19 protein-coding genes are annotated in these 17778 nt (G+C 69.2%); 7 read left to right on the top strand and 12 right to left on the bottom strand.

Features of this window, described 5'->3' with window-relative positions:
* Positions 1–101 precede the first annotated feature (101 nt).
* Positions 102–422, bottom strand: a complete 321-nt coding sequence (locus AC1DCT_RS12365; RefSeq protein WP_440732963.1) for an ArsR/SmtB family transcription factor — start codon at positions 420–422, stop codon at positions 102–104.
* A gap of 82 nt (positions 423–504) precedes the next feature.
* Here AC1DCT_RS12365 and AC1DCT_RS12360 point away from each other — a divergent pair, with 82 nt between their 5' ends.
* A complete protein-coding gene (locus AC1DCT_RS12360) occupies positions 505–1734 on the top strand; it encodes an MFS transporter (protein ID WP_477429510.1) in 1230 nt (409 codons plus the stop codon).
* Between the two features lie 182 nt (positions 1735–1916).
* On the top strand, positions 1917–3764 hold the full coding sequence (locus AC1DCT_RS12355; RefSeq protein WP_477429509.1) for a ParB-like protein: 1848 nt from the start codon (positions 1917–1919) through the stop codon (positions 3762–3764).
* A 70-nt stretch (positions 3765–3834) separates the two neighbouring features.
* On the opposite strand, the gene AC1DCT_RS12350 is transcribed toward AC1DCT_RS12355, so the two are convergent.
* The gene (locus AC1DCT_RS12350) at positions 3835–5607 is read right to left on the bottom strand and encodes an ABC1 kinase family protein (RefSeq protein ID WP_477429507.1); all 1773 of its coding nucleotides are present in this window, start codon (positions 5605–5607) and stop codon (positions 3835–3837) included.
* Between the two features lie 215 nt (positions 5608–5822).
* Entirely contained in the window at positions 5823–6416 is a 594-nt protein-coding gene (locus AC1DCT_RS12345) for a PadR family transcriptional regulator (RefSeq protein ID WP_440732959.1), read from the bottom strand.
* A gap of 427 nt (positions 6417–6843) precedes the next feature.
* Here AC1DCT_RS12345 and AC1DCT_RS12340 point away from each other — a divergent pair, with 427 nt between their 5' ends.
* Positions 6844–7605, top strand: coding sequence for a ribonuclease H family protein (locus tag AC1DCT_RS12340; protein ID WP_477429505.1), 762 nt, complete (start codon positions 6844–6846; stop codon positions 7603–7605).
* A gap of 90 nt (positions 7606–7695) precedes the next feature.
* Here AC1DCT_RS12340 and AC1DCT_RS12335 read toward each other — a convergent pair whose 3' ends face one another.
* Positions 7696–8121, bottom strand: a complete 426-nt coding sequence (locus AC1DCT_RS12335) for an Lrp/AsnC family transcriptional regulator (RefSeq protein WP_477429503.1) — start codon at positions 8119–8121, stop codon at positions 7696–7698.
* A 70-nt stretch (positions 8122–8191) separates the two neighbouring features.
* On the opposite strand from AC1DCT_RS12335, the gene AC1DCT_RS12330 reads away from it, so the two are divergent.
* On the top strand, positions 8192–8833 hold the full coding sequence (locus AC1DCT_RS12330) for a LysE family transporter (RefSeq protein WP_477429501.1): 642 nt from the start codon (positions 8192–8194) through the stop codon (positions 8831–8833).
* A 144-nt stretch (positions 8834–8977) separates the two neighbouring features.
* Here AC1DCT_RS12330 and panB read toward each other — a convergent pair whose 3' ends face one another.
* The 4 genes from panB to AC1DCT_RS12310 are packed head-to-tail and all read right to left on the bottom strand — an operon-like array spanning position 8978 to position 11968.
* The gene (gene panB, locus AC1DCT_RS12325) at positions 8978–9847 is read right to left on the bottom strand and encodes a 3-methyl-2-oxobutanoate hydroxymethyltransferase (RefSeq protein WP_477429499.1); all 870 of its coding nucleotides are present in this window, start codon (positions 9845–9847) and stop codon (positions 8978–8980) included.
* Entirely contained in the window at positions 9844–10236 is a 393-nt protein-coding gene (gene panD, locus AC1DCT_RS12320; protein WP_477429497.1) for an aspartate 1-decarboxylase, read from the bottom strand. Before panD ends, panB begins: the two co-directional genes overlap by 4 nt.
* Positions 10236–11102 carry a pantoate--beta-alanine ligase gene (panC, locus tag AC1DCT_RS12315; RefSeq protein WP_477429495.1) on the bottom strand — a complete coding sequence of 289 codons (867 nt, stop codon included), beginning with the start codon at positions 11100–11102 and terminating at the stop codon, positions 10236–10238. The genes panD and panC overlap by 1 nt, the downstream gene beginning before the upstream one ends.
* Positions 11099–11968: a DUF2520 domain-containing protein gene (locus AC1DCT_RS12310; RefSeq protein WP_477429493.1), complete on the bottom strand. Its 870-nt coding sequence runs from the start codon at positions 11966–11968 to the stop codon at positions 11099–11101. Before AC1DCT_RS12310 ends, panC begins: the two co-directional genes overlap by 4 nt.
* Positions 11969–12273: 305 nt before the next feature.
* On the opposite strand from AC1DCT_RS12310, the gene AC1DCT_RS12305 reads away from it, so the two are divergent.
* Positions 12274–12681 carry a (deoxy)nucleoside triphosphate pyrophosphohydrolase gene (locus AC1DCT_RS12305; RefSeq protein ID WP_477429492.1) on the top strand — a complete coding sequence of 136 codons (408 nt, stop codon included), beginning with the start codon at positions 12274–12276 and terminating at the stop codon, positions 12679–12681.
* Positions 12682–12714: 33 nt separating this feature from the next.
* Here AC1DCT_RS12305 and AC1DCT_RS12300 read toward each other — a convergent pair whose 3' ends face one another.
* Positions 12715–13608 (bottom strand): HNH endonuclease, encoded by an 894-nt coding sequence (locus tag AC1DCT_RS12300; RefSeq protein WP_477429490.1) that lies wholly within the window; start codon positions 13606–13608, stop codon positions 12715–12717.
* A 35-nt stretch (positions 13609–13643) separates the two neighbouring features.
* On the opposite strand from AC1DCT_RS12300, the gene AC1DCT_RS12295 reads away from it, so the two are divergent.
* Positions 13644–14372 carry a MazG-like family protein gene (locus AC1DCT_RS12295; RefSeq protein WP_477429488.1) on the top strand — a complete coding sequence of 243 codons (729 nt, stop codon included), beginning with the start codon at positions 13644–13646 and terminating at the stop codon, positions 14370–14372.
* A 77-nt stretch (positions 14373–14449) separates the two neighbouring features.
* Positions 14450–15559 carry a nuclease-related domain-containing protein gene (locus tag AC1DCT_RS12290; RefSeq protein WP_477429486.1) on the top strand — a complete coding sequence of 370 codons (1110 nt, stop codon included), beginning with the start codon at positions 14450–14452 and terminating at the stop codon, positions 15557–15559.
* A 34-nt stretch (positions 15560–15593) separates the two neighbouring features.
* On the opposite strand, the gene AC1DCT_RS12285 is transcribed toward AC1DCT_RS12290, so the two are convergent.
* From AC1DCT_RS12285 to AC1DCT_RS12275, 3 genes are all read right to left on the bottom strand, one after another.
* The gene (locus AC1DCT_RS12285) at positions 15594–16319 is read right to left on the bottom strand and encodes a PKD domain-containing protein (RefSeq protein WP_477429484.1); all 726 of its coding nucleotides are present in this window, start codon (positions 16317–16319) and stop codon (positions 15594–15596) included.
* A gap of 119 nt (positions 16320–16438) precedes the next feature.
* Positions 16439–16984, bottom strand: a complete 546-nt coding sequence (locus tag AC1DCT_RS12280) for a hypothetical protein (protein ID WP_477429482.1) — start codon at positions 16982–16984, stop codon at positions 16439–16441.
* Positions 16985–17195: 211 nt separating this feature from the next.
* Positions 17196–17768 carry a TetR/AcrR family transcriptional regulator gene (locus tag AC1DCT_RS12275; protein WP_477429480.1) on the bottom strand — a complete coding sequence of 191 codons (573 nt, stop codon included), beginning with the start codon at positions 17766–17768 and terminating at the stop codon, positions 17196–17198.
* Positions 17769–17778 lie beyond the last annotated feature (10 nt).

The raw sequence follows: 17778 nt of genomic DNA, 5'->3' as shown, positions 1-17778 counted from the left end.
TGCGTCCGGCCCTTGGATCCGGGCCCTTCGACGGGCTCAGGGTCCGGATACGCCGTTGCGATCGACCGCTGGGAACAGCGCGATACGGATCCCGCCCCGGCTCAGCTCTCGGTCGACCCCAGCACGGCATCGAGCAGGCCGGGAAACTTCGCGTCCAGGTCGTCACGGCGCAGGGTGAGGATGCGCCGTCGCCCGTTGGGCTCGTTGCGGATCACCCCCGCCTCGCGCAGCACCTTCATGAAATGCGACTTGGTCGACTTCGGCAGGTCGGGATCCGTCGCATGGCACGCCGCCATGTCGAGCGGTCCATCGACGAGCTGGCGCGCGATGGACAGGCGTTCCGGATCGCTCAGCGCGAAGAGCACCGCGGTCAGCTCGATCTGGGAGCGTTCCGGATGCGGGAGGTCGACAGCGCCAGGCATAGTTCGATAATACTTGAACATTCATCGGCGGACGAGTAATGTGCACAACGTTCGAGAATTCTCGAACGGATGAGGAGACGCCATGACCACGCAGCCGATCGCGACGCCTCGGATCGGGGCGTCCGCCGCCCTGCCCGTGCGCTCCGCACGCACGCGCTTCGGGTTCGCGCTCGGCATCGTCGCGCAGATCCTGATGATGGCAGGAGCCAGCGCACCGTCGCCGTTCTATCCCGTACTCGCGCAGCACCTCGGTTTCGACGCGATCGTGATCACGGCTGTGTTCGCCGTGTATGCGCTCGCCCTGCTCCTCACGCTGCTCTCGGCGGGGTCGCTCTCGGATCACGTCGGGCGGCGCCCGGTGATCATCGCGGGCCTCGTCCTGCTCGCCGCCAGCATGGTGCTGTTCGGCAACGCCGGATCCGTGACGTTGCTCGTCCTCGCTCGGATCCTGCAGGGCATCGCGAGCGGGCTGCTCATCTCGGCGCTCTCGGCGACCGTGCTCGACCTCGCTCCGCCCGCGCGCCCCGGCGCCGCCGCACTCTGGAACGCCCTCAGCCCCGGGATCGGCCTGGCCTCGGGCGCGCTGATCGCGGCCCTCGCTCTGGACACCACCCCGGACGCGCTGCGCGACATCTTCCTTCCGCTCGCCGTGATCTACGTCGTGATCGCGGGCCTCGTGCTCATCGCGCCGGAGACCGCGCCGCGGCTGCCCAGAGCCTGGGCATCGCTGCGTTTCCGTCTGTCGGTTCCGGCGGAGATCCGCGCCGAGTTCTGGCGGGCGGCACCCGCCGTCATCGCCGGGTGGGCCACAGGGGGCCTGTTCCTCTCGCTCGGGGCGACGATCGTCCACGGCGAGCTCGGCGGCACCGCGCACCTCTGGCAGGGCCTCGCCGTCGCCCTCCTGGCGGGGGTGGGCGCCATCACAGCCTTCGCGATCCGGCGCCGCAGCGCGCGCACCATCGTGATCTTCGGCACCGCCGCGCTGGCCGCGGGCACCGCCCTCTCGCTGCTGGCACTCGGGATCGGCTCGCTCGCGGCCTACCTCGTGGCCGCCGCGGTGACGGGCATGGGCTTCGGCACCGCATTCTTCGGCGTCGTCGGATCCCTCGCCCCGAAGATTCCGGCGACCCAGCGCGCCGACGCGTTCGCCGTGCTGTATCTGCTCGCCTACCTCGCCTTCGGTGTGCCCGCGGTCATCGCGGGGGTGCTGGTCGCCCCGCTCGGACTCGGCACGGTGTGCCTCGGGTATGGCGTCTTCGTCATCGTGCTGTCGCTGATCGCGCTCGTGCTGCGCGTTCGCCGGTCCGCCTGACCGACGGCAGGCGACGATCCGCGGGAGGGCGGTGACGCGCGGAGAGGCCGGTGTCACCGACTGTTCATCCCTCCGCAACCCCGCGTCCGCCTGGGCTGGCCAGGGTCGAATCGGATCCCGCACGTGGATGACTGACGTCCGGATCGCGGATCCGCACCGACCACGCATCCCTGGAGACCCCCGTGCCCCTGCTCCGCTCGCGTCGCACGCTCGCCGTCGCGCTCGCCTCGTTCCTCGCCCTCGGCGGATCCGTCCTCGCCGCGACGCCCGCCTCCGCCGCCGACGCGCCGACCGACGTCAAGGACGCGTCCTGCGCCGTCGGCGACACCCGTGATCTGTGCGCACCGGTTGGCGAGCTGCTCGACGTCCGCATCGGCGACGTGCACCCGACCCAGCCCTCGCTGGGCTACGACGAGGTCTACTACAAGCTCGGCCGCTACGACGCGGAACTCTCGAAGGACGCGATCAACAAGAAGTTCGCCGACTGGTGCGAGGCGAACGGCCAGCAGGACGTTGCGAGCGCACAGCCGAACGCGACGCTGACGGATCCGTCCACCTTCACCTGCACGGTGCCGATCGGCAGCGAGACCGCCGACACGATCGAGCCCATGAAGACGGTCGTCATCGGACCCGGCGGCGTGCTGTACCTCACCGACGGACACCACACCCTCACCTCGTTCCAGGAGAACAGCGGTCCCGACGTGCACGTGCGGCTGCGCGTGCTCGGCAACCTGTCCGGCCTGTCCGACGCGGACTTCTGGGCCGCGATGCAGGCGAACAAGTGGACCTGGCTGCGCGATGTGAACGGCGACGCGATCACCCCGGCCCAGCTGCCGTCGAATGTGGGCCTGTCGAACTTCGAGGACGACCGCTTCCGCAGCATCCTCTATTTCGCGCGCGACATCGGCTACTCCGCCGACGGCGCCGTACCGTTCCAGGAGTTCTACTGGGGCACCTGGCTGCGGTCGGAGCCCGGCATCCCCGTCGCGGACTGGGACCAGGACGACTGGGCTGGATCCCTTGCGCTCGTGAAGCAGCTCACCCAGGCGCAGGTCGCGCTCGGCGCCGGCACCGTCGTCGACCCGCAGTCCGGCTACACCGCGGGCGACCTCAGCGTGCTGAGCGCCTGGAACGACGGCAAGGCCGAGGGCAAGGGCGAGTGGGCCAAGCTCGCCAAGCCCTACTCCGATGCCAAGCCCGGCAAGCTCGCCTACATGACCGAGTACCGCCTGCGGCACGTGACCCCGGCTCCGACCGCGCCCGCCGCGCCGGCCGCTCCGGCAGCGGTCGTCGGCGGCGCCTCGCCCGCAGGCTCCCACGTCGAGGTCTCCTGGTCGGCGCCGGCCGACGGCGGATCCGCTCTCACCGGCTACACCGTTGCCCTCGGCGCGAACCGGGCGGCCGAGGTCGACGCGCGCGCCACGTCGTTCACGTTCGATGACGTCGCTCCGGGCTCGTACGCACTCACGATCACCGCGCACAACGCGATCGGATCCACCGCCTCCGCCGCCACGACGGTCACCGTGGCGGATCCCACCGCGACGCGCGGCTCGGTCGCGATCACCGGCGACTTCCGCCCGGGCGGATCCGTCACCGTCACCGCGTCCGACCTCGCCGCCGACGCGGCAGGCTTCGTGGTCGTGGTGCACTCCGACCCCGTCACCCTCGGCACCGGCTCGACCGACGGGGCCGGCGCGTTCACGCTGCAGGCCGCGCTGCCCACGTCGCTGCCCTCGGGGGCGCACACCGTGACCGTGTCGTTCAACGGCACGACCCTCGCATCCGCGTCGTTCACGGTCGCGGCGGCCGGCGGCGGCGATGCCGGATCCGGCGGCGGAACCGGATCCGGTGCGGGGTCGGGCGGATCCGACGCCGATGCAGGTTCGGCGGGATCCGGTTCGGCTGGTTCGAGCGGCCTCGCGACCACCGGATCCGACGCGCCCATCGCGCTCGGCGTCGCAGGCGCCCTCGTGATCGCCGTCGGCGTGCTGCTGCTCGCACGACGTCGCACCGGGCTCGACCAGAACTGACCGCAGCACGACGAGGGGCGCAGGACCGAAGATCCGGTCGTGCGCCCCTTCGTCGTCCGTGCGGGCCGAGCTACCGCGGTCCGCGCCGGAACAGACCGGCGAACAGCGCGTGCAGCAGGGGCAGCGCCGAGACGCTCATCAGCACGATTCCGAGCACCGGGTTCACGGCGAGCACGAGTGCCCCGCCGATGAGCAGCGCGGCGAAGAGCAGCCCCGAGATGCCGCGGCGGATCAGCCCGTCGATGCGGTCGAGCCGGCGCTCGATGCGCGACGTGTCGAATGTGACGGATCCCTCGTCGACCCGGGTGATGATGTCATCGATCCGCTTCGGCAGCCGCCAGAGGGTGGCGGCGTTCGCGACGGCCTGCTGCGCGACGTCCCGCACGAGGTTGCCGCTCTCGTCCGCCAGCAGCCGGGTGGCGTAGGGCTCGATCGACTCCCAGATGTTGAACTGCGGATCCAGTCCGCTGCACATGCCCGAGGTGAGCGAGACGGCGCGGATGAGCAGGAGGAGCCCCTCCGGCAGCTGCACCGGCAGCGAGCGCATGGTGTCGCCGAACTCCTCGGCGAAGCCCTGGAACTCCCGCGGATCCACGTCACGCAGTTCGGCGAAGCCCATGCCGCCGAAGCGGGCGAAGAGGGCGGTGAGGGCCCGCTCCAGCTCGCGGTTCTCGGCGGAGGGCATGAGCACGCCGATCTCCTGCGCGGCGGCGACCATGCCCTTTCCGTCGCGGGAGGCGGCGGCGATGAACAGCGTGCGCAGCCCGTGCCGGATCCCCTCGGGCACCTCCGCCATCATGCCGAAGTCGATGAACGTGAGCCGCCAGGCCGGGTGCGCGGCGCCGGTCGCCGGAGCCGGGCCGGCCGCTGAGCCCGTCGAAGCGCCGGGCATCCCCACGCCGCCCGCCCGGTGCGGGGTGACGAAGATGTTCCCCGGATGCGGATCCGCGTGCACGAATCCGTGCGTGAAGAGCTGGTCGAACATGACCTCGGCGAACACGCGGGCGACGTCGGCGGGGTCGATGCCGGCCGCGCGCAGGGCGTCGACGTCGTTGATCTTGATCGCGGTGACATCGGAGAGCGTGAGCACGCGACGCGTGGTGCGCTCCCAGGCCACGAGCGGCGCGTCGACCCGCGGGTCGTGGGCGAAGTTCTCGGCGAACCGCTCCGCGGCCGAGGCCTCGTGGAGGTAGTCGATCTCCTCGAGGCTGGTCTGCGCGAACTCCTCGACGAGCGCGGGCGTGTCGACCCGGTCGGCGATGAACCTGATGCGTCGCAGCCAGCCTGCGACGCGGCGCAATGCGGCGAGGTCCGTCGCGACCACCTGGTCGATGCCGGGGCGCTGCACCTTGACCACGACGTCGGCGAACCCGGCGTCGGCGGCGTCCAGGTCGGACAGCCGGGCGCGATGAGCCTGCCCGAGCGAAGCCGCGGCGAGCGGGGTGTCGTCGAACGAGGCGAAGGCACGGGCGAGCGGCACACCGAGTTCGGCCTCGGCGAGCGCGCGGATCTCGGCGATCGGGACGGGCGGGACCTCATCCTGCAGGCCCTCGAGCTCCTTCGTGATCTCGGGCGGCAGCACGTCCAGGCGCGAGGACATGAACTGGCCGACCTTGATCATCAGCCCGCCCAGTTCGACCGCGAGCGCGTGGAACCGCTGGGCGAGCACCCGCATCCGGCGTTCGCGTGATTGCTCCGCCACGCGCGCGAAGCCGATCCGCGGCAACGCGAGTTCGAACCACCACGTCTGCACGAGCACGCGCGCGGCGAACCCGAGGATCCGCCGGTACCTGGCGCGCAGCGGAGGACCGGCCTCGACCGCGGTGCGCGGGGACGCGCTCACATCGGAAGCCTGCACCGTGTCCGGGGTCGGTCGCCCGGGGGATGCAGGCGTCGCCCGCACGGGCGCGGCCGGCCCGGCAGACGTGGGCACCGAATCCGGGCGCGCCGCGGACGCGTCCGGTCGCGCGGCCTCCGCTGCAGGCGCGGAAGCCGTCGCGGCGGGCGCCTGGTCCGGGCTCTGACTCAGGAACCAGTCGTCGGTGTCGCCGGCCGCCATCAGTCGGCGAGGATCGCGTACAGCTTGCGTCGGGCCTCGTCGAGCACCTCGATGGCCTGCTGCACCTGTTCCGGAGTGCCCGTGCGTGCGACCTGGGCCGCGGCGCCCGCGAGGTCGACGCCCGCCTTGGGCAGTGCTCCGAACGATGCCGAACCCGCGCGGGCGCCGGAGCTCTCCCACGGCGGCGTGCCGGCCTCGTCCGCGACCGCACGGCCGGCCTCGGTGAGCGAGTAGGTCTTGCGCCCACCCTGCTCGGCCGCTTCGATGAGCCCTTCGTCCGCGAGCAGCTGCAGCGTGGGATAGACGGATCCGGCACTCGGCTTCCACGAGCCGCCGCTGCGCTCCTCGATCTCCTGGATGATCTGGTAGCCGTGCATGGGCTGCTCGGCGAGCAGCGCGAGCACGGCGGCGCGCACATCTCCGCGGGCCATGCGCGGGGTGGACGGGCGCTGGTCGAAAGCGGAGCGCAGGTGCTCCATGGCCTCCCAGAGCCCTGCGGTCGGGTTCATGCCAGGGCGGCCGCCGAAGCCTCGTCCTCCGCTGGCGCCGAAGCCCATTCCGCCGAAACCGTGCGATGCGTAGCTGTTGTCCATGACGACCTCCTCAGGTCCGAGTCCTGTCGAGCGATAGTCAACGATATGTCGCTATGTATCGGAAGGGAAGACTGGATCCGGATCCGAAGCTGCTTCACAGAGACCCGCCGCCTGCCGTGCACAACTCAGGCTGGATCTCGCTGTGACGCGGTGAAAGGGGCCCGATCCGGCGATTTCCGAAGCTCCAGCCTGAGTAGCGCGCAGAGCAGCGACGATTCCGATGCGCTCAATTCAGGAGGAATTCGTCCGGAGGTCCCACGGAAGCACCAAAACACGCCGAACTCGAGAATTCGTCCTGAATTGGGAACGCAAGTTGGACGAGTCCGCCAGGCGGCGCCCTCCAGTGAGGTCCGACGGGCACGAGCCGCGCCCGCCCAGACCGCCCGCCACGCCCGGCCCACCACCCGCCACGCCCTACGGTTGAGGGATGACGATCACCGCCGCGGCAGACGGATCCGCCCTGGGAAACCCCGGCCCCAATGGCTGGGCCTGGTACATCGATGACGAGAACTGGGCCGCCGGCGGATCCCCGCACGGCACGAACAATCAGGGCGAGCTGCGGGCCGTGCTCGAGCTGCTGCAGGCGACCGTGGGCGCGGCCGGCGAGAAGCTCGTGATCGAGTGCGACAGCCGGTACGTGATCGACTCCGTGACCAAGTGGATGCCGGGCTGGAAGCGCAAGGGCTGGCGCAAGTCCGACGGCGGGCCGGTGCTCAACCGCGACCTGCTCGAGGGGATCGACGAGGCGCTGCGCGGCCGCGACGTGTCGTTCACCTGGGTCAAGGGCCACGCCGGACACCCCCTCAACGAGGCCGCGGATCAGCGCGCGAACGCCGCCGCGACCGCCTATCAGCGCAAGCAGGATCCGGACCGCGGCCCGGGGTTCACCGGCGGCCTTGCGGAGGCTGTGACCTCGGCGCCGACGCCTGCCACGGCTGCTGTTCCGGAGGCTCGCGATGCGGCCCCTGTCGCCGGATCCTTCTCCCTCCCTGTCGTCGCCTCTTCCGCCACTCCGGCGCCCGCACTCTGGGCCGAGGCGTCGGATCTGCTCGACGGGCTCGACCTCCCCGCCGACGCGACCCCGATCGAGCTGCGGGTGACGCTCAGCGCCGAGGAGCACGCCCGCCTTCGCGACCGTGCCGACGCGCAGGGCGTGACACTCGAGGAAGCGCTGCGCCGGCTGATCTGAAATCGCGGCGAGGCCTGCCTCCCCACCGGCACCGCCCTCCTCCCTGCCGATCGCGCCTCGAGCGACCGCAGCGCCCGGTCAGCGCGAGCCTCAGCGCGAGCGCAGAGCCACGCGGGTCTGCGTCTGCGCGGCGCCGCACTCCTTCTTCAGCCGCCGCAGCAGGCGATCGAGCGACGCGGTATCGCGGGTGAACGCGCGCACCATCCCGTCGTAAGGGCCGGTCATGTGCACGGCGTCGACGATCTCGCCGATCGACCCGACGCGCTCCGCGAACACGTCGAAATCGGTCGCCTCGTCCAGGCGCACGTCGATGAACACCTCCAGCCCGCCCCGCGGATCGGGGGCATCGCTGCCGGTGCGGATCGTGTAGCCGAGGATGATGCCGCTCTCCTCGAGGCGTCGCACGCGCGCCGCGGTGGCGTTGGTGCTGAGCCCGATCGTGCGCCCGAGGTCACTGAACGATCGGCGTGCATTCTCTTGAAGAAGACCGATGATCTGCTCGTCAAGCGCGTCCATGCTGGTCAGAGTAGTCGTAAGACAGCGAGAATCCCTGTTCAGCCACGACGCTCCCGCCACACTGGGCTCCATGGACGGATTGTGGGTGCCCGCGGCGGCCGGCGCGTTGGCCGGGCTCGGCGTGGCGATGCCGCTCGGTGCGATCGGCGCTCTGCTGCTGCGCGAGGGCATCGTGAACGGCTTCCGGGTCGGCGCCGCCGCGGCCGCCGGTGTCGCGACGGTCGACCTGCTCTACTGCGCGATCGCCACCGCGACAGGGGCTCTCCTCGCCTCCGCGATCGAGGGCTTCCGCGGCCCGTTCCTGATCGCCTCCGGGGTCCTCGTCGTCGGGATCGGGATCCTGCAGCTGCTGCGGATCCGGCGGGATCCAGGATCCGATGCGCCTGAGGTCGGCAGGATCTCCGCACTGCGCGCCTTCGTCCGACTCTTCTGCCTCACTGCGATCAACCCGATGACGCTGATCTACTTCATCGCGCTCGGCGGCGCGGTCACGGCGCGCAGCACCTCGGCGGCGGGGCCGGTGGTCTTCGTGGCTGCCGCCGGGATCGCCTCGTTCGCATGGCAACTCCTGCTCGCCGGCGCGGGCGCCGCGTTCGGCCACCTGATCAGACCGCGCGCCACCCGGATCATCGGGATCGCGGCCTCGATCGTGGTGATCGGCCTCGGGGCCGTGGTGCTCGCCGAGGGCACCGGCGCGCTCGCCACCCGCTAGCGAGGCGCCCACCGGTGCACGGGCGCCTCGGATTTGTGCACGATCTTCGGACGGATCCGGCACGTTCCTCCGAAGATCGTGCACATCTCCGAGCCTGGCGCACGACCATCAGCTCGGCGGACTGCACGGGTCAGCCCGGCTTCGTCACCGCGCCGCGAGCAGCTCGCGCAGCCGGGCGGCCTCCTCGGCAGGCATCGAGTAGGTGTGCTCCGGCGCCGGGTACGCGCGGTCGCGCACCTCGTCGGCGTAGGCCGTCACACCGTCGATCGCCGCGGTGCGCAGGTCCGCGTACCGCTTGACGAACTTCGCCGCGCCGCCGTCGTAGATCCCCAGCAGGTCATGGAAAACGAGCACCTGCCCGTCGGTGTCGGATCCGGCTCCGATCCCGATCACCGGGATGTCGATGAGCGGCATGAGCGCGGCGGTGACGTCGCTCGGCACGGCCTCGACCACGAGCAGCGCGCAGCCCGCGTCCTGCAAGGCGAGGGCGTCGTCGATGAGCGACAGCGCCGCATCAGCCGTGCGGCCCTGCGCGCGGTAGCCACCGAGCGACGTCGCCGTCTGCGGGGTGAGCCCGACATGGCCGACGACGGGGATCCCGGCCTCCACCAGCGCCCGCGCGCGCTGCACCGAGGTGCCGCCGCGCTCGATCTTGACGAGGTCGCAGCCGGTCTCCTTCACGAAGCGCTGGGCCGTGGCGAGCGCCTGCGCGTCGGAGGTCTCGTACGACCCGAACGGCAGATCCGCGACGAGCAGCGGCTTCGTGAGGCCGCGTCGAACCGCCTTGGTGAGCATGATCATCTCGTCGACCGAGACCGGCACCGTGCTGTCGTAGCCGAGCACCGTCATCGCGGCGGAGTCGCCCACGAGCACGATGTCGACGCCGGCCGCCTCGACGATCTGCGCGCCGGGGTGGTCGTACGCGGTGACCATGACGATCGGCTCGCCCGCGGCCTTCTTCGCGGCGAGGTCGCTCAGCGTGAGCCGGCGGCTGGGTGCGGCATGCGCGCTCATCGTGCGATTCCCGTCAGCAGTTGGTCCACGGCGGAGTCGACCTGGATGATCGCGTTCGCCCGGTCGACATGCACCACGGTCGGCGCGTAGTCGGCGAGGTCTTCGGCGGAGTAGTCGGCGTACGAGATGACGATCACGGTGTCGCCCGTGTGCACGAGTCGGGCGGCGGCGCCGTTGACCTGGATCACTCCGGATCCGCGCTCTCCCGCGATCGTGTACGTCTCGAAGCGGGATCCGTTGTCGACGTCGACGACGTGCACCTGCTCGTGCGGGAGGATGTCGGCCGCCTCCAGCAGGTCGGGATCGATCGTGATGGATCCGACGTAGTGCAGGTCGGATCCGGTGATCGTCGCGCGGTGGATCTTCGACTTCAGCATGGTGCGTCGCATCAGACGTCGCCTCTCCTGTCGGCAGAGCGGAGGATGTGGTTGTCGATCAGGCGGGCGGCGCCGACGTTCGCGGCGACCGCGAGCAGCGCCTCGCCGTCGAGGCGGATGACGGGGCTCAGGGTTTCGGCGTCGCGGAGCTCGAGATACTCGGGCTCGATCTCGGCGTCGGCGAGGATCGCACCGGCGGCGGCGGTGAGGGTGCCGGCGTCGAGCTCCCCCGTGTCCGCGAGGGTCTGCGCCGCATCGAGCGCGCGGTTCAGCGCGGCCGCCCGCCGCCGCGCCTCGGGGTCGAGGTAGACGTTGCGCGAGCTCATGGCCAGCCCGTCCGCCGCGCGCACGATGGGGCAGGCCTCGATCCGCACGTCGACGTTCAGGTCGCGCACCAGGCGACGCACCACGAGCACCTGCTGCGCATCCTTCTGCCCGAAGTAGGCGACGTCGGGGGCGACGATGCCGAACAGCTTCGCGACGACCGTGGCGACGCCGTCGAAGTGATGCGGCCCGCGGCTCGCGCCGTCGAGCACGTCGGTGATGCCGGCGATGTGGATCGTCGTGGCGAACCCGTCGGGGTAGATCTCCGCCGACTCGGGCGCGAACAGGATGTCGGCGCCCTGCTCCTCGGCCATCGCCGCGTCGCGGGCCTCGTCGCGCGGGTAACGGCTGAGGTCTTCGTTCGGGCCGAACTGCGTCGGGTTGACGAACAGCGACACGACGACGAGGTCATTGTTCTTCCGCGCCTCCTGCATCAACGACAGGTGACCGGCGTGGAAGGCGCCCATGGTCGGGACGAGTCCGACGGTCTTGCCGCTGCGCTTGGCCTCACTCACCGCCGTGCGGACCTCAGCGATGGTGCGGATGATCCTCATGCGCGGGTCCTTTCGGAGTCCGTGGACGTTCCCTGGTCAGCACCCGAGGGCGTTGAGGGCCCGACGCCGGGCACGCCCATGGTCGTTGAGCGAGCGAAGCGAGACGAAACGGTGCCACCGTCGGGATCGGCGAGCACACGGGTCTGCGCAGTCAGGGCGTCGACGAACTCCAGCAGCTCCGGGTTGCCCTCCGCGATGGCCGCCCGCTGCCGCGCGACGGTGACATCGTCACCGCGGGCGATCGGGCCGGTGAGTGCCTCCGCGGCACCGCGATCGGCCCAATTGTCTACGGTCTGCCGCACGAGTGGCGCGAGGATCGCGCGTGCCTCACCCGAGGGGATCCCCGCAGATCCGGCGGCCCGCTCGGCCGCGTCGAGCACGGCGAGGAGCAGATTCGAGGCGATAGAGGCGGACGCGTGGTACCCGGCACGGTGCGCATCGTCGACCTGGAACGGCTGCGCACCGAGCGCGCGAGCAATGCTCTCCGCGGTGGCAAGCGCCTCCGGCGCGCGCCCGTCGATCGCGGCGCCGATGCCATGGAAGACGCTGGGTTGCTCCGATCCGGTGAAGGTCTGCAGTGGGTGGATGCTGAAGTCGACGTCGTCGAGCCCCGTCGCCCCAGAGACGTGGCCGACGAGCGCTGCGTGCGGGCGCGCGGCTTCCGCGGCGACGTGGATCGCTGCGTCGGGCACGCACAGGATCGCGATATCGACCGTGGGGACGGAGTCGTCACGACCGAGCGGCCCGCTCACGAAGAACCCGGCCTCCGTGAGCGCCCGCGCGAGCACGCCTCCGAGCCGCCCGGCACCGACGATGGCGATGCTGCGGTCGGAAACCGCAGGCAGAGAGGAGGAGGTCGAGTTCATTGTTGGACCCGGTCGGGATCGACGTCCGGGACGGGTCGAGTATCCGCCTACGGAGGGATCCGGGCCAAATTGTAGATCATTAGCGCAAGCAATCCTGACTACTGATTGAGCTTTTTGCTTCACCTTTGCGACACAGAACGATCGCATTGGTCTCCACGTGCCCGTACATGCCGCCCATGGCCGCGTTCCTACGCAGGGCCTCGCCGCCGTTCTCCCCGGGTTCCGCTTCAGGGGCCGAGCGTCGGCCGCATCCCGCACTCCGAAACAATCGATCAGCACGATGTGACGCCGCTACGCTGCCGTCCATGAAGGGCGAGCAGCAAAGGATCCGAGTCGTTGGGGCGGTGATCGTCGAGGAAGAGCGCGTGCTAGCTGCTCGTCGGGGCGCCTCACAGTCTCTCGCGGGTCTGTGGGAGTTCCCCGGCGGAAAGATCGAGCCTGGTGAGACGCCGGAGGCCGCGCTTCGACGCGAGATCACAGAGGAGCTGGGCTGCACGGTCGAGGTTGGCCGACACATCGAAACGACGCTCTATGCTTACGGCTTCGCCACAATCGAGCTCTCAACCTTCTTCGCGTCCCTCATCGCTGGAGTGCCCGTGGCGAGCGAGCACTCAGAGCTCCGCTGGATTGACCGCGCACACCTGCTAGACGTGGAATGGGCACCCGCGGACGTCCCTTCTGTTCACAGACTCTTCCAAGGCCGACGTCCGTGAGCCTCAACGCTTCAGTTCCATCAAGAGGTCGAGCTATGCAGCAAACTGAGCAAACCGCTCAGCAAGACGCTCCCTGGACGGCTGTTCAGCCGGTCGATCCGGAACTCTCAGCACTCTTCCGTGCATGTCCTGCAAACCGTGGCGCAGCATCGGCCCGTCGACCTCTTCCAGCAGATCCCGATCGATGCGAACCTCGTACGAGGGTGTGATCCCCAAGAGATTCCGATCGTAAGATGCGTGATGGATCTTGCACAGCGCCAAGCCGTTCGTAATTTCAGCTGCGCCGCCGGCCTGAGCGTCCGCAATAATGTGCGCCGCGTCCAACAGCTCCGGGTGTTTCAATTCGCAAATTGCGCACGAGGACTTATACGCTCGCATCACTCGCGCGCGGAACATCGGCTGATGAAGTCGCGTGCGCGTTAGGCGCTCGGCGTACCGGCGCTCATATTCCTTGAGATGCAACGGATCGTCGAAATAGCGCAGTGATTCGTCAAGCGCCAAAGTAACCTGCCGCTTCGCCGGATCGTCCACGACGATGTACACAGGATAGAACGCGACGAAATGGCCCGGCCGGACGCCAAGAAAATAGACTAAGGGGTCACCTTGGGCGTACGCATTGCCGAGCTTGACATTATCTCCGCCTTCGCGAGACTGATAGGAATACGTCACGAGCCCTTGTGGACTGATTCCATCCGAATAGGTTGTTTCTTTCGAGCTGGTCATGAGAGTCAGTGTCGAATCAAAGTCACCAGGATTGCGAATTCCACGCCCCGTGTCCAGAAGTGGTATTCGTTCACCCCGATACGAATAGCCGATCAACTGCTCACGGCTATATTCGTACGCGCCAGCGTCACGTCGGGCGTCGAGCCAGCGAAACACATCCTCACGGATAGCGTCTTGTTCAACTCGTGGTCGGGAGCGCACCATGGCTGTACCGTATCGCCTCTGCTACGTTCACGGCCATGCCATCCCCAAGCACCCTCGCCGCCCTCCGCGCCTTCGTCGAGGAGCGGGACTGGGATCAGTTCCACACTCCGGAGAATCTCGCCAAGAACATCGTGATCGAGTCGGGCGAGCTGCTGGAGTGCTTCCAGTGGAACGGCCAGTTCGATCAGACGCGGGTCGAGGAAGAGCTCGCCGACGTGGTCACCTACTGCATCCACCTGGCGATCCGGATCGGTGCAGACCTCGACGACATCGTGCTGCGCAAGCTCGAGTCGAGCCGCACGAAATACCCCGTCGAGCAGGCCCGAGGCCGCATGGTCAAGTACACGCAACTCGCAGCCGAGGGACGCCCGACGGGCGACGGCAAGACTGACCACGACGCTCCACAGCGATCACGCTCCACGCGAGAGGATGACGCCATGACTCCTCAGCGCACCGTCTTGTTGCATGCGTCCGCGCAGCCAGGAGATGTCGCGCGAGCGATCGGCATGGCTGGGATCCTGCACACAGAGCGGCCCGAGACGCGGATCCGCATCATCGTGAATGGGCCGGCGATCCCCGGCGTCGCCGCGGCCTCCGCACCACTTCCCATGACGGACGACTCCGCTATCGAAGCATGCGAGGGTGGGCTCCGCAGCCACCGAATCGGGGTTGACGAGCTCCAACCCGGCGTCATCACGGTGCCTGCCGCGGTCGTCGCACTCAGCGATGCCCAGTTCGACGGAGCCGCCTACATCCGCGTCTGATCGGCGTTGCGGATCCGGTCTGCGCCACGCGCGGGCGACGCGCCGGGAAAGTCGGCGGCCGCTGGTTGGCTGGATGGATGGAGATCTCCACGCTGGTCCTGCTCGTCATCGTCGCCGTGCTGCTGGTCGCGTTCGCGCTCACGGCGTGGGTTCTGATCAGGCGCAACCGCCGCACGAGGGACGAGCTGCAGCGTCGCTACGCCGACGAGGAGACCTCGCTCGTCGAGCGTCAGGCCAGTGCCACACGCGAACTGCAGAGCACCCACAACGAGACGCTCGCCACGCTGACCACGCGGCATGACGCCGAGATGACGCAGCGCCTCGAGGCGCACGAGGAACAGGTGCGCGCACTCACTGCAGAGCGCGATGCCGCGATCGCGAACGAGGAAGGATCCCGTCTGCTCGCCGGGCGCGGACTGCGCTGGGAGCTCGCGTCACGCGAGGTCCTCGTCGACGCGTGCGAGGCGGCGGGGCTCGACGCGATTGTCGCGACGAACATCGTGTTCTCGCCGAGCGACGAGGGATCCATCGCGCCGTACTGCGCACAGCTCGACCACTTGGTGATCACCGAGAAGGCGGTCGTGCTGGTCGACAGCAAGAACTGGAAGGGCCTCATCCTCGACGGCAAGAAGCCGTCGTCGCTCGCGGGAGCTCTCGGGGTGCTGTTCGATGAGAGCACGCTGCCGACATCGTTCGCGATCGCGGTGTCACGGGATGGCGGTGAACGCCTTGACGTGCGCACATTGCTTGGGGCGGACTCCCCCGCCTCACAAGTGCGACGCCAGGCTCGCCGCTTCCATCAGCATCTGTCCGCACGACACGGATCCGCGCCGTACTTACAGACCTGCGTGTTCTACTCGCACCCGGACGCGCGCGTGTGGACCGGGGGCCTCGACGAGACGGCGAAGGCGCAGCCGACGCGAATCGCGTCTGTCCGCACCATCCAGAAGGCGCTCCTCGATGCGCAAACGGGTGAGCCCGCCGGACCCTCGTCGCACCAGCTCACGCAGCTCGTCACGACGGTGCGCGAGCTCGGTGCCGACCTGCACGGGACGGGACGCTTCGCCTCGGAGTTCCGCAGCCCGGTGCCGCTGAACTTCCGGATGCCCGCGCACGGGAACCTCTCCGCCCAGGCCGCGTCCTCCGAAGGCCCGCGGATCCGGGAACGGCGCAGCGAACGGGTCTGACGCGGGCGGGTATCGGCGGCGGCTCGGTTTCGAGTCAGCAGCCAGGCGCGCTGGGCCGCTCAAGGCAGGTGCCCTGGACCAAGGCCGTGTGCGCCTTGACGACGCGGATCTGCTGGCTCGCGGGCGGGCCGTTCAGCGTGCCGTTGATCGGGATCCAGCCAGCGCCGAGGTCGACATCCGCGGCGTAGGTAACTGTGACGGTGACTGTGTAGGTGCCGGGCTGCTTGTAGACGTGACTCGTGTCGGTGGGTGTGAACTGGGCCTGGCCGCTCGCGTCCCAAGCTGTGCCCGGCGTCGTGCTCGTGCGCTGCTCGCCGTCGCCGTAGTCGAAGGCGTAGCTCGCCGGCGTGAATCGGATGGTGAGCGCCCGACCGAGGATCGTGCCCGGGACCGTCTCGGTCTTGGCGCTGCTGAGGAAGTTCGCCGGGAGTCCCACGACCGCGATGTTGTCGGGCTCGCCGACGACGGTGGCATTCGTGGGGACGAAGCGGGCGATGTCGGTGATGGTGACGCTCCAGCCCGGCGTCGCTGGAGCTTGAGGAGCGGGCGTCTGCATGGCCGGGGTGTCGACGCGTGTTCCGTTGAGGCAGCTCTGCAATTCGTGGACATCGTCACGACAGGTCATCGCGATGTTGACGGGCGGCGGAGGCGGCGGGATCCAGAGGTCATCGGTACCAGGTAGCTCGAAAGCAGGACCGCCCGCACCAATCGATGGATCTCCTTCGCCTTCGATTTGAGTCTCGTTGCCGATGAGTGTCACGCCGTCATGGTCCGGGCAACCAAACATGGCGCCAATACGACCGCATGAAGCTCCGGGATCTGTTGCCGGTACGCCTCCGCCAAGCGTCGCGACTACCACCAGAGCAATCGACAACTTGCCTAGCATTGCGAGTTCCCGGAAGCCGACCTGACGATCAGCAACGAGTTGCCGGAGCGGGCAAAGTCGACCTGAAGGGGAACCATCGTTGGTCGTTCTGTCGGTGTGACATCTTTGCCTGTCTCATCGATGATGCGGGCTCCGCCTACATCCAGACAAAGGACCGCTGTCACTCGGGACGTTGCGGAGTTGAAGTTAGTTCCGGTGAACGAAGCGATCTCGGCTGCGCCCTTGATCGACAGTCCTTGTGCTTCAAGGTCGCGCCTGTTGGCTATCTCCTCATCAAGAGCTGCGCCCGCGAGATAACTCTCCGGCCTGGCGTCCGAATCACCGCTGTCCGCTTTGGCCCCAGCCGCACTGTAGTCCCGGTACACCTGCTCCGCGGCCTTGAACGCCTCAGCCTCGCTCGTGAAAAGCGGGGTGGGCGTGGGCTTCGGGGCAGGGCCAGGTGTGCAGCCGGCGAGACCGATGGCGGCGGCGACGAGCACCACTGCGGCGCCCGCTCGAAGCGGCCCCATGCGGCGGCCGGCACGACCGGCCGTGGTCACGAGAGCGCTGCATCGAGGGTTCACTCCCACACCGTAACCGGATCGGGGGCGTCGCCGGGGGAGTTATCCACAGGCACGGCTCCGGGAGCGTGCCGCGTTTCGTCTCGCTGCGCTCGCTCAACGACCCCAGCGGAGCGAGAACTCAACGACCCCAGCGGAGCGAAACCTCACCGGCCAGCGAAGGAAGTCGCCGACGACCCCGAGGATCGATTCAGTGCGCCGCGATCCCGCGCATCACGAGGTCGACGAGCCCGTCCACGCGATCCGCCGTCAACGGCCGGCCGAGCAGTGCCGCGTACGAGGTCGCGGCGACGAACTGGTCCGCGACGGCAGCCGGATCCACGTCGGCGCGCACCGAACCCTCCTCCTGTGCGCGGGTGACCCGGGCGATGATCCACGACACGATCGGATCCGCGAATCGATGGTTCAGGGCCTCACCCAGCTCCGGATCCGTGGCGGTCACCGCGATCAGCGCGCGGGCCAGCTCGACGTTCTCGGCACGGGACAGGTGCTCGCCCGCGGTCGCGAACCACGACCTCAGATCCGCGGCGAGATCCGATGAGAACGGCAGGTCAGCCTCAGCGCCGGGCAGCGCACCCTCCAGCAGCGCCTCGCCGAGGATCGCCGCCTTCGAGGGCCACCACCGGTAGATCGTCTGCTTCGAGACACCAGCCTCGGCGGCGAGCCCCTCGATGGTCACCGCGTTGTAGCCGTCCGCGGCGAGCGCGGCGCGCATCGCCGCCAGCACCGCCTGGCGGGCGTTCTCACTGCGGGGACGGGGCACCCTCCGAGAG

It is taken from the genome of Microbacterium sp. 10L49 (assembly GCF_056395125.1).
The sequence above is the reverse complement of the archived record's forward strand: the minus strand, read 5'-3'. Positions and strand labels throughout refer to the sequence as shown.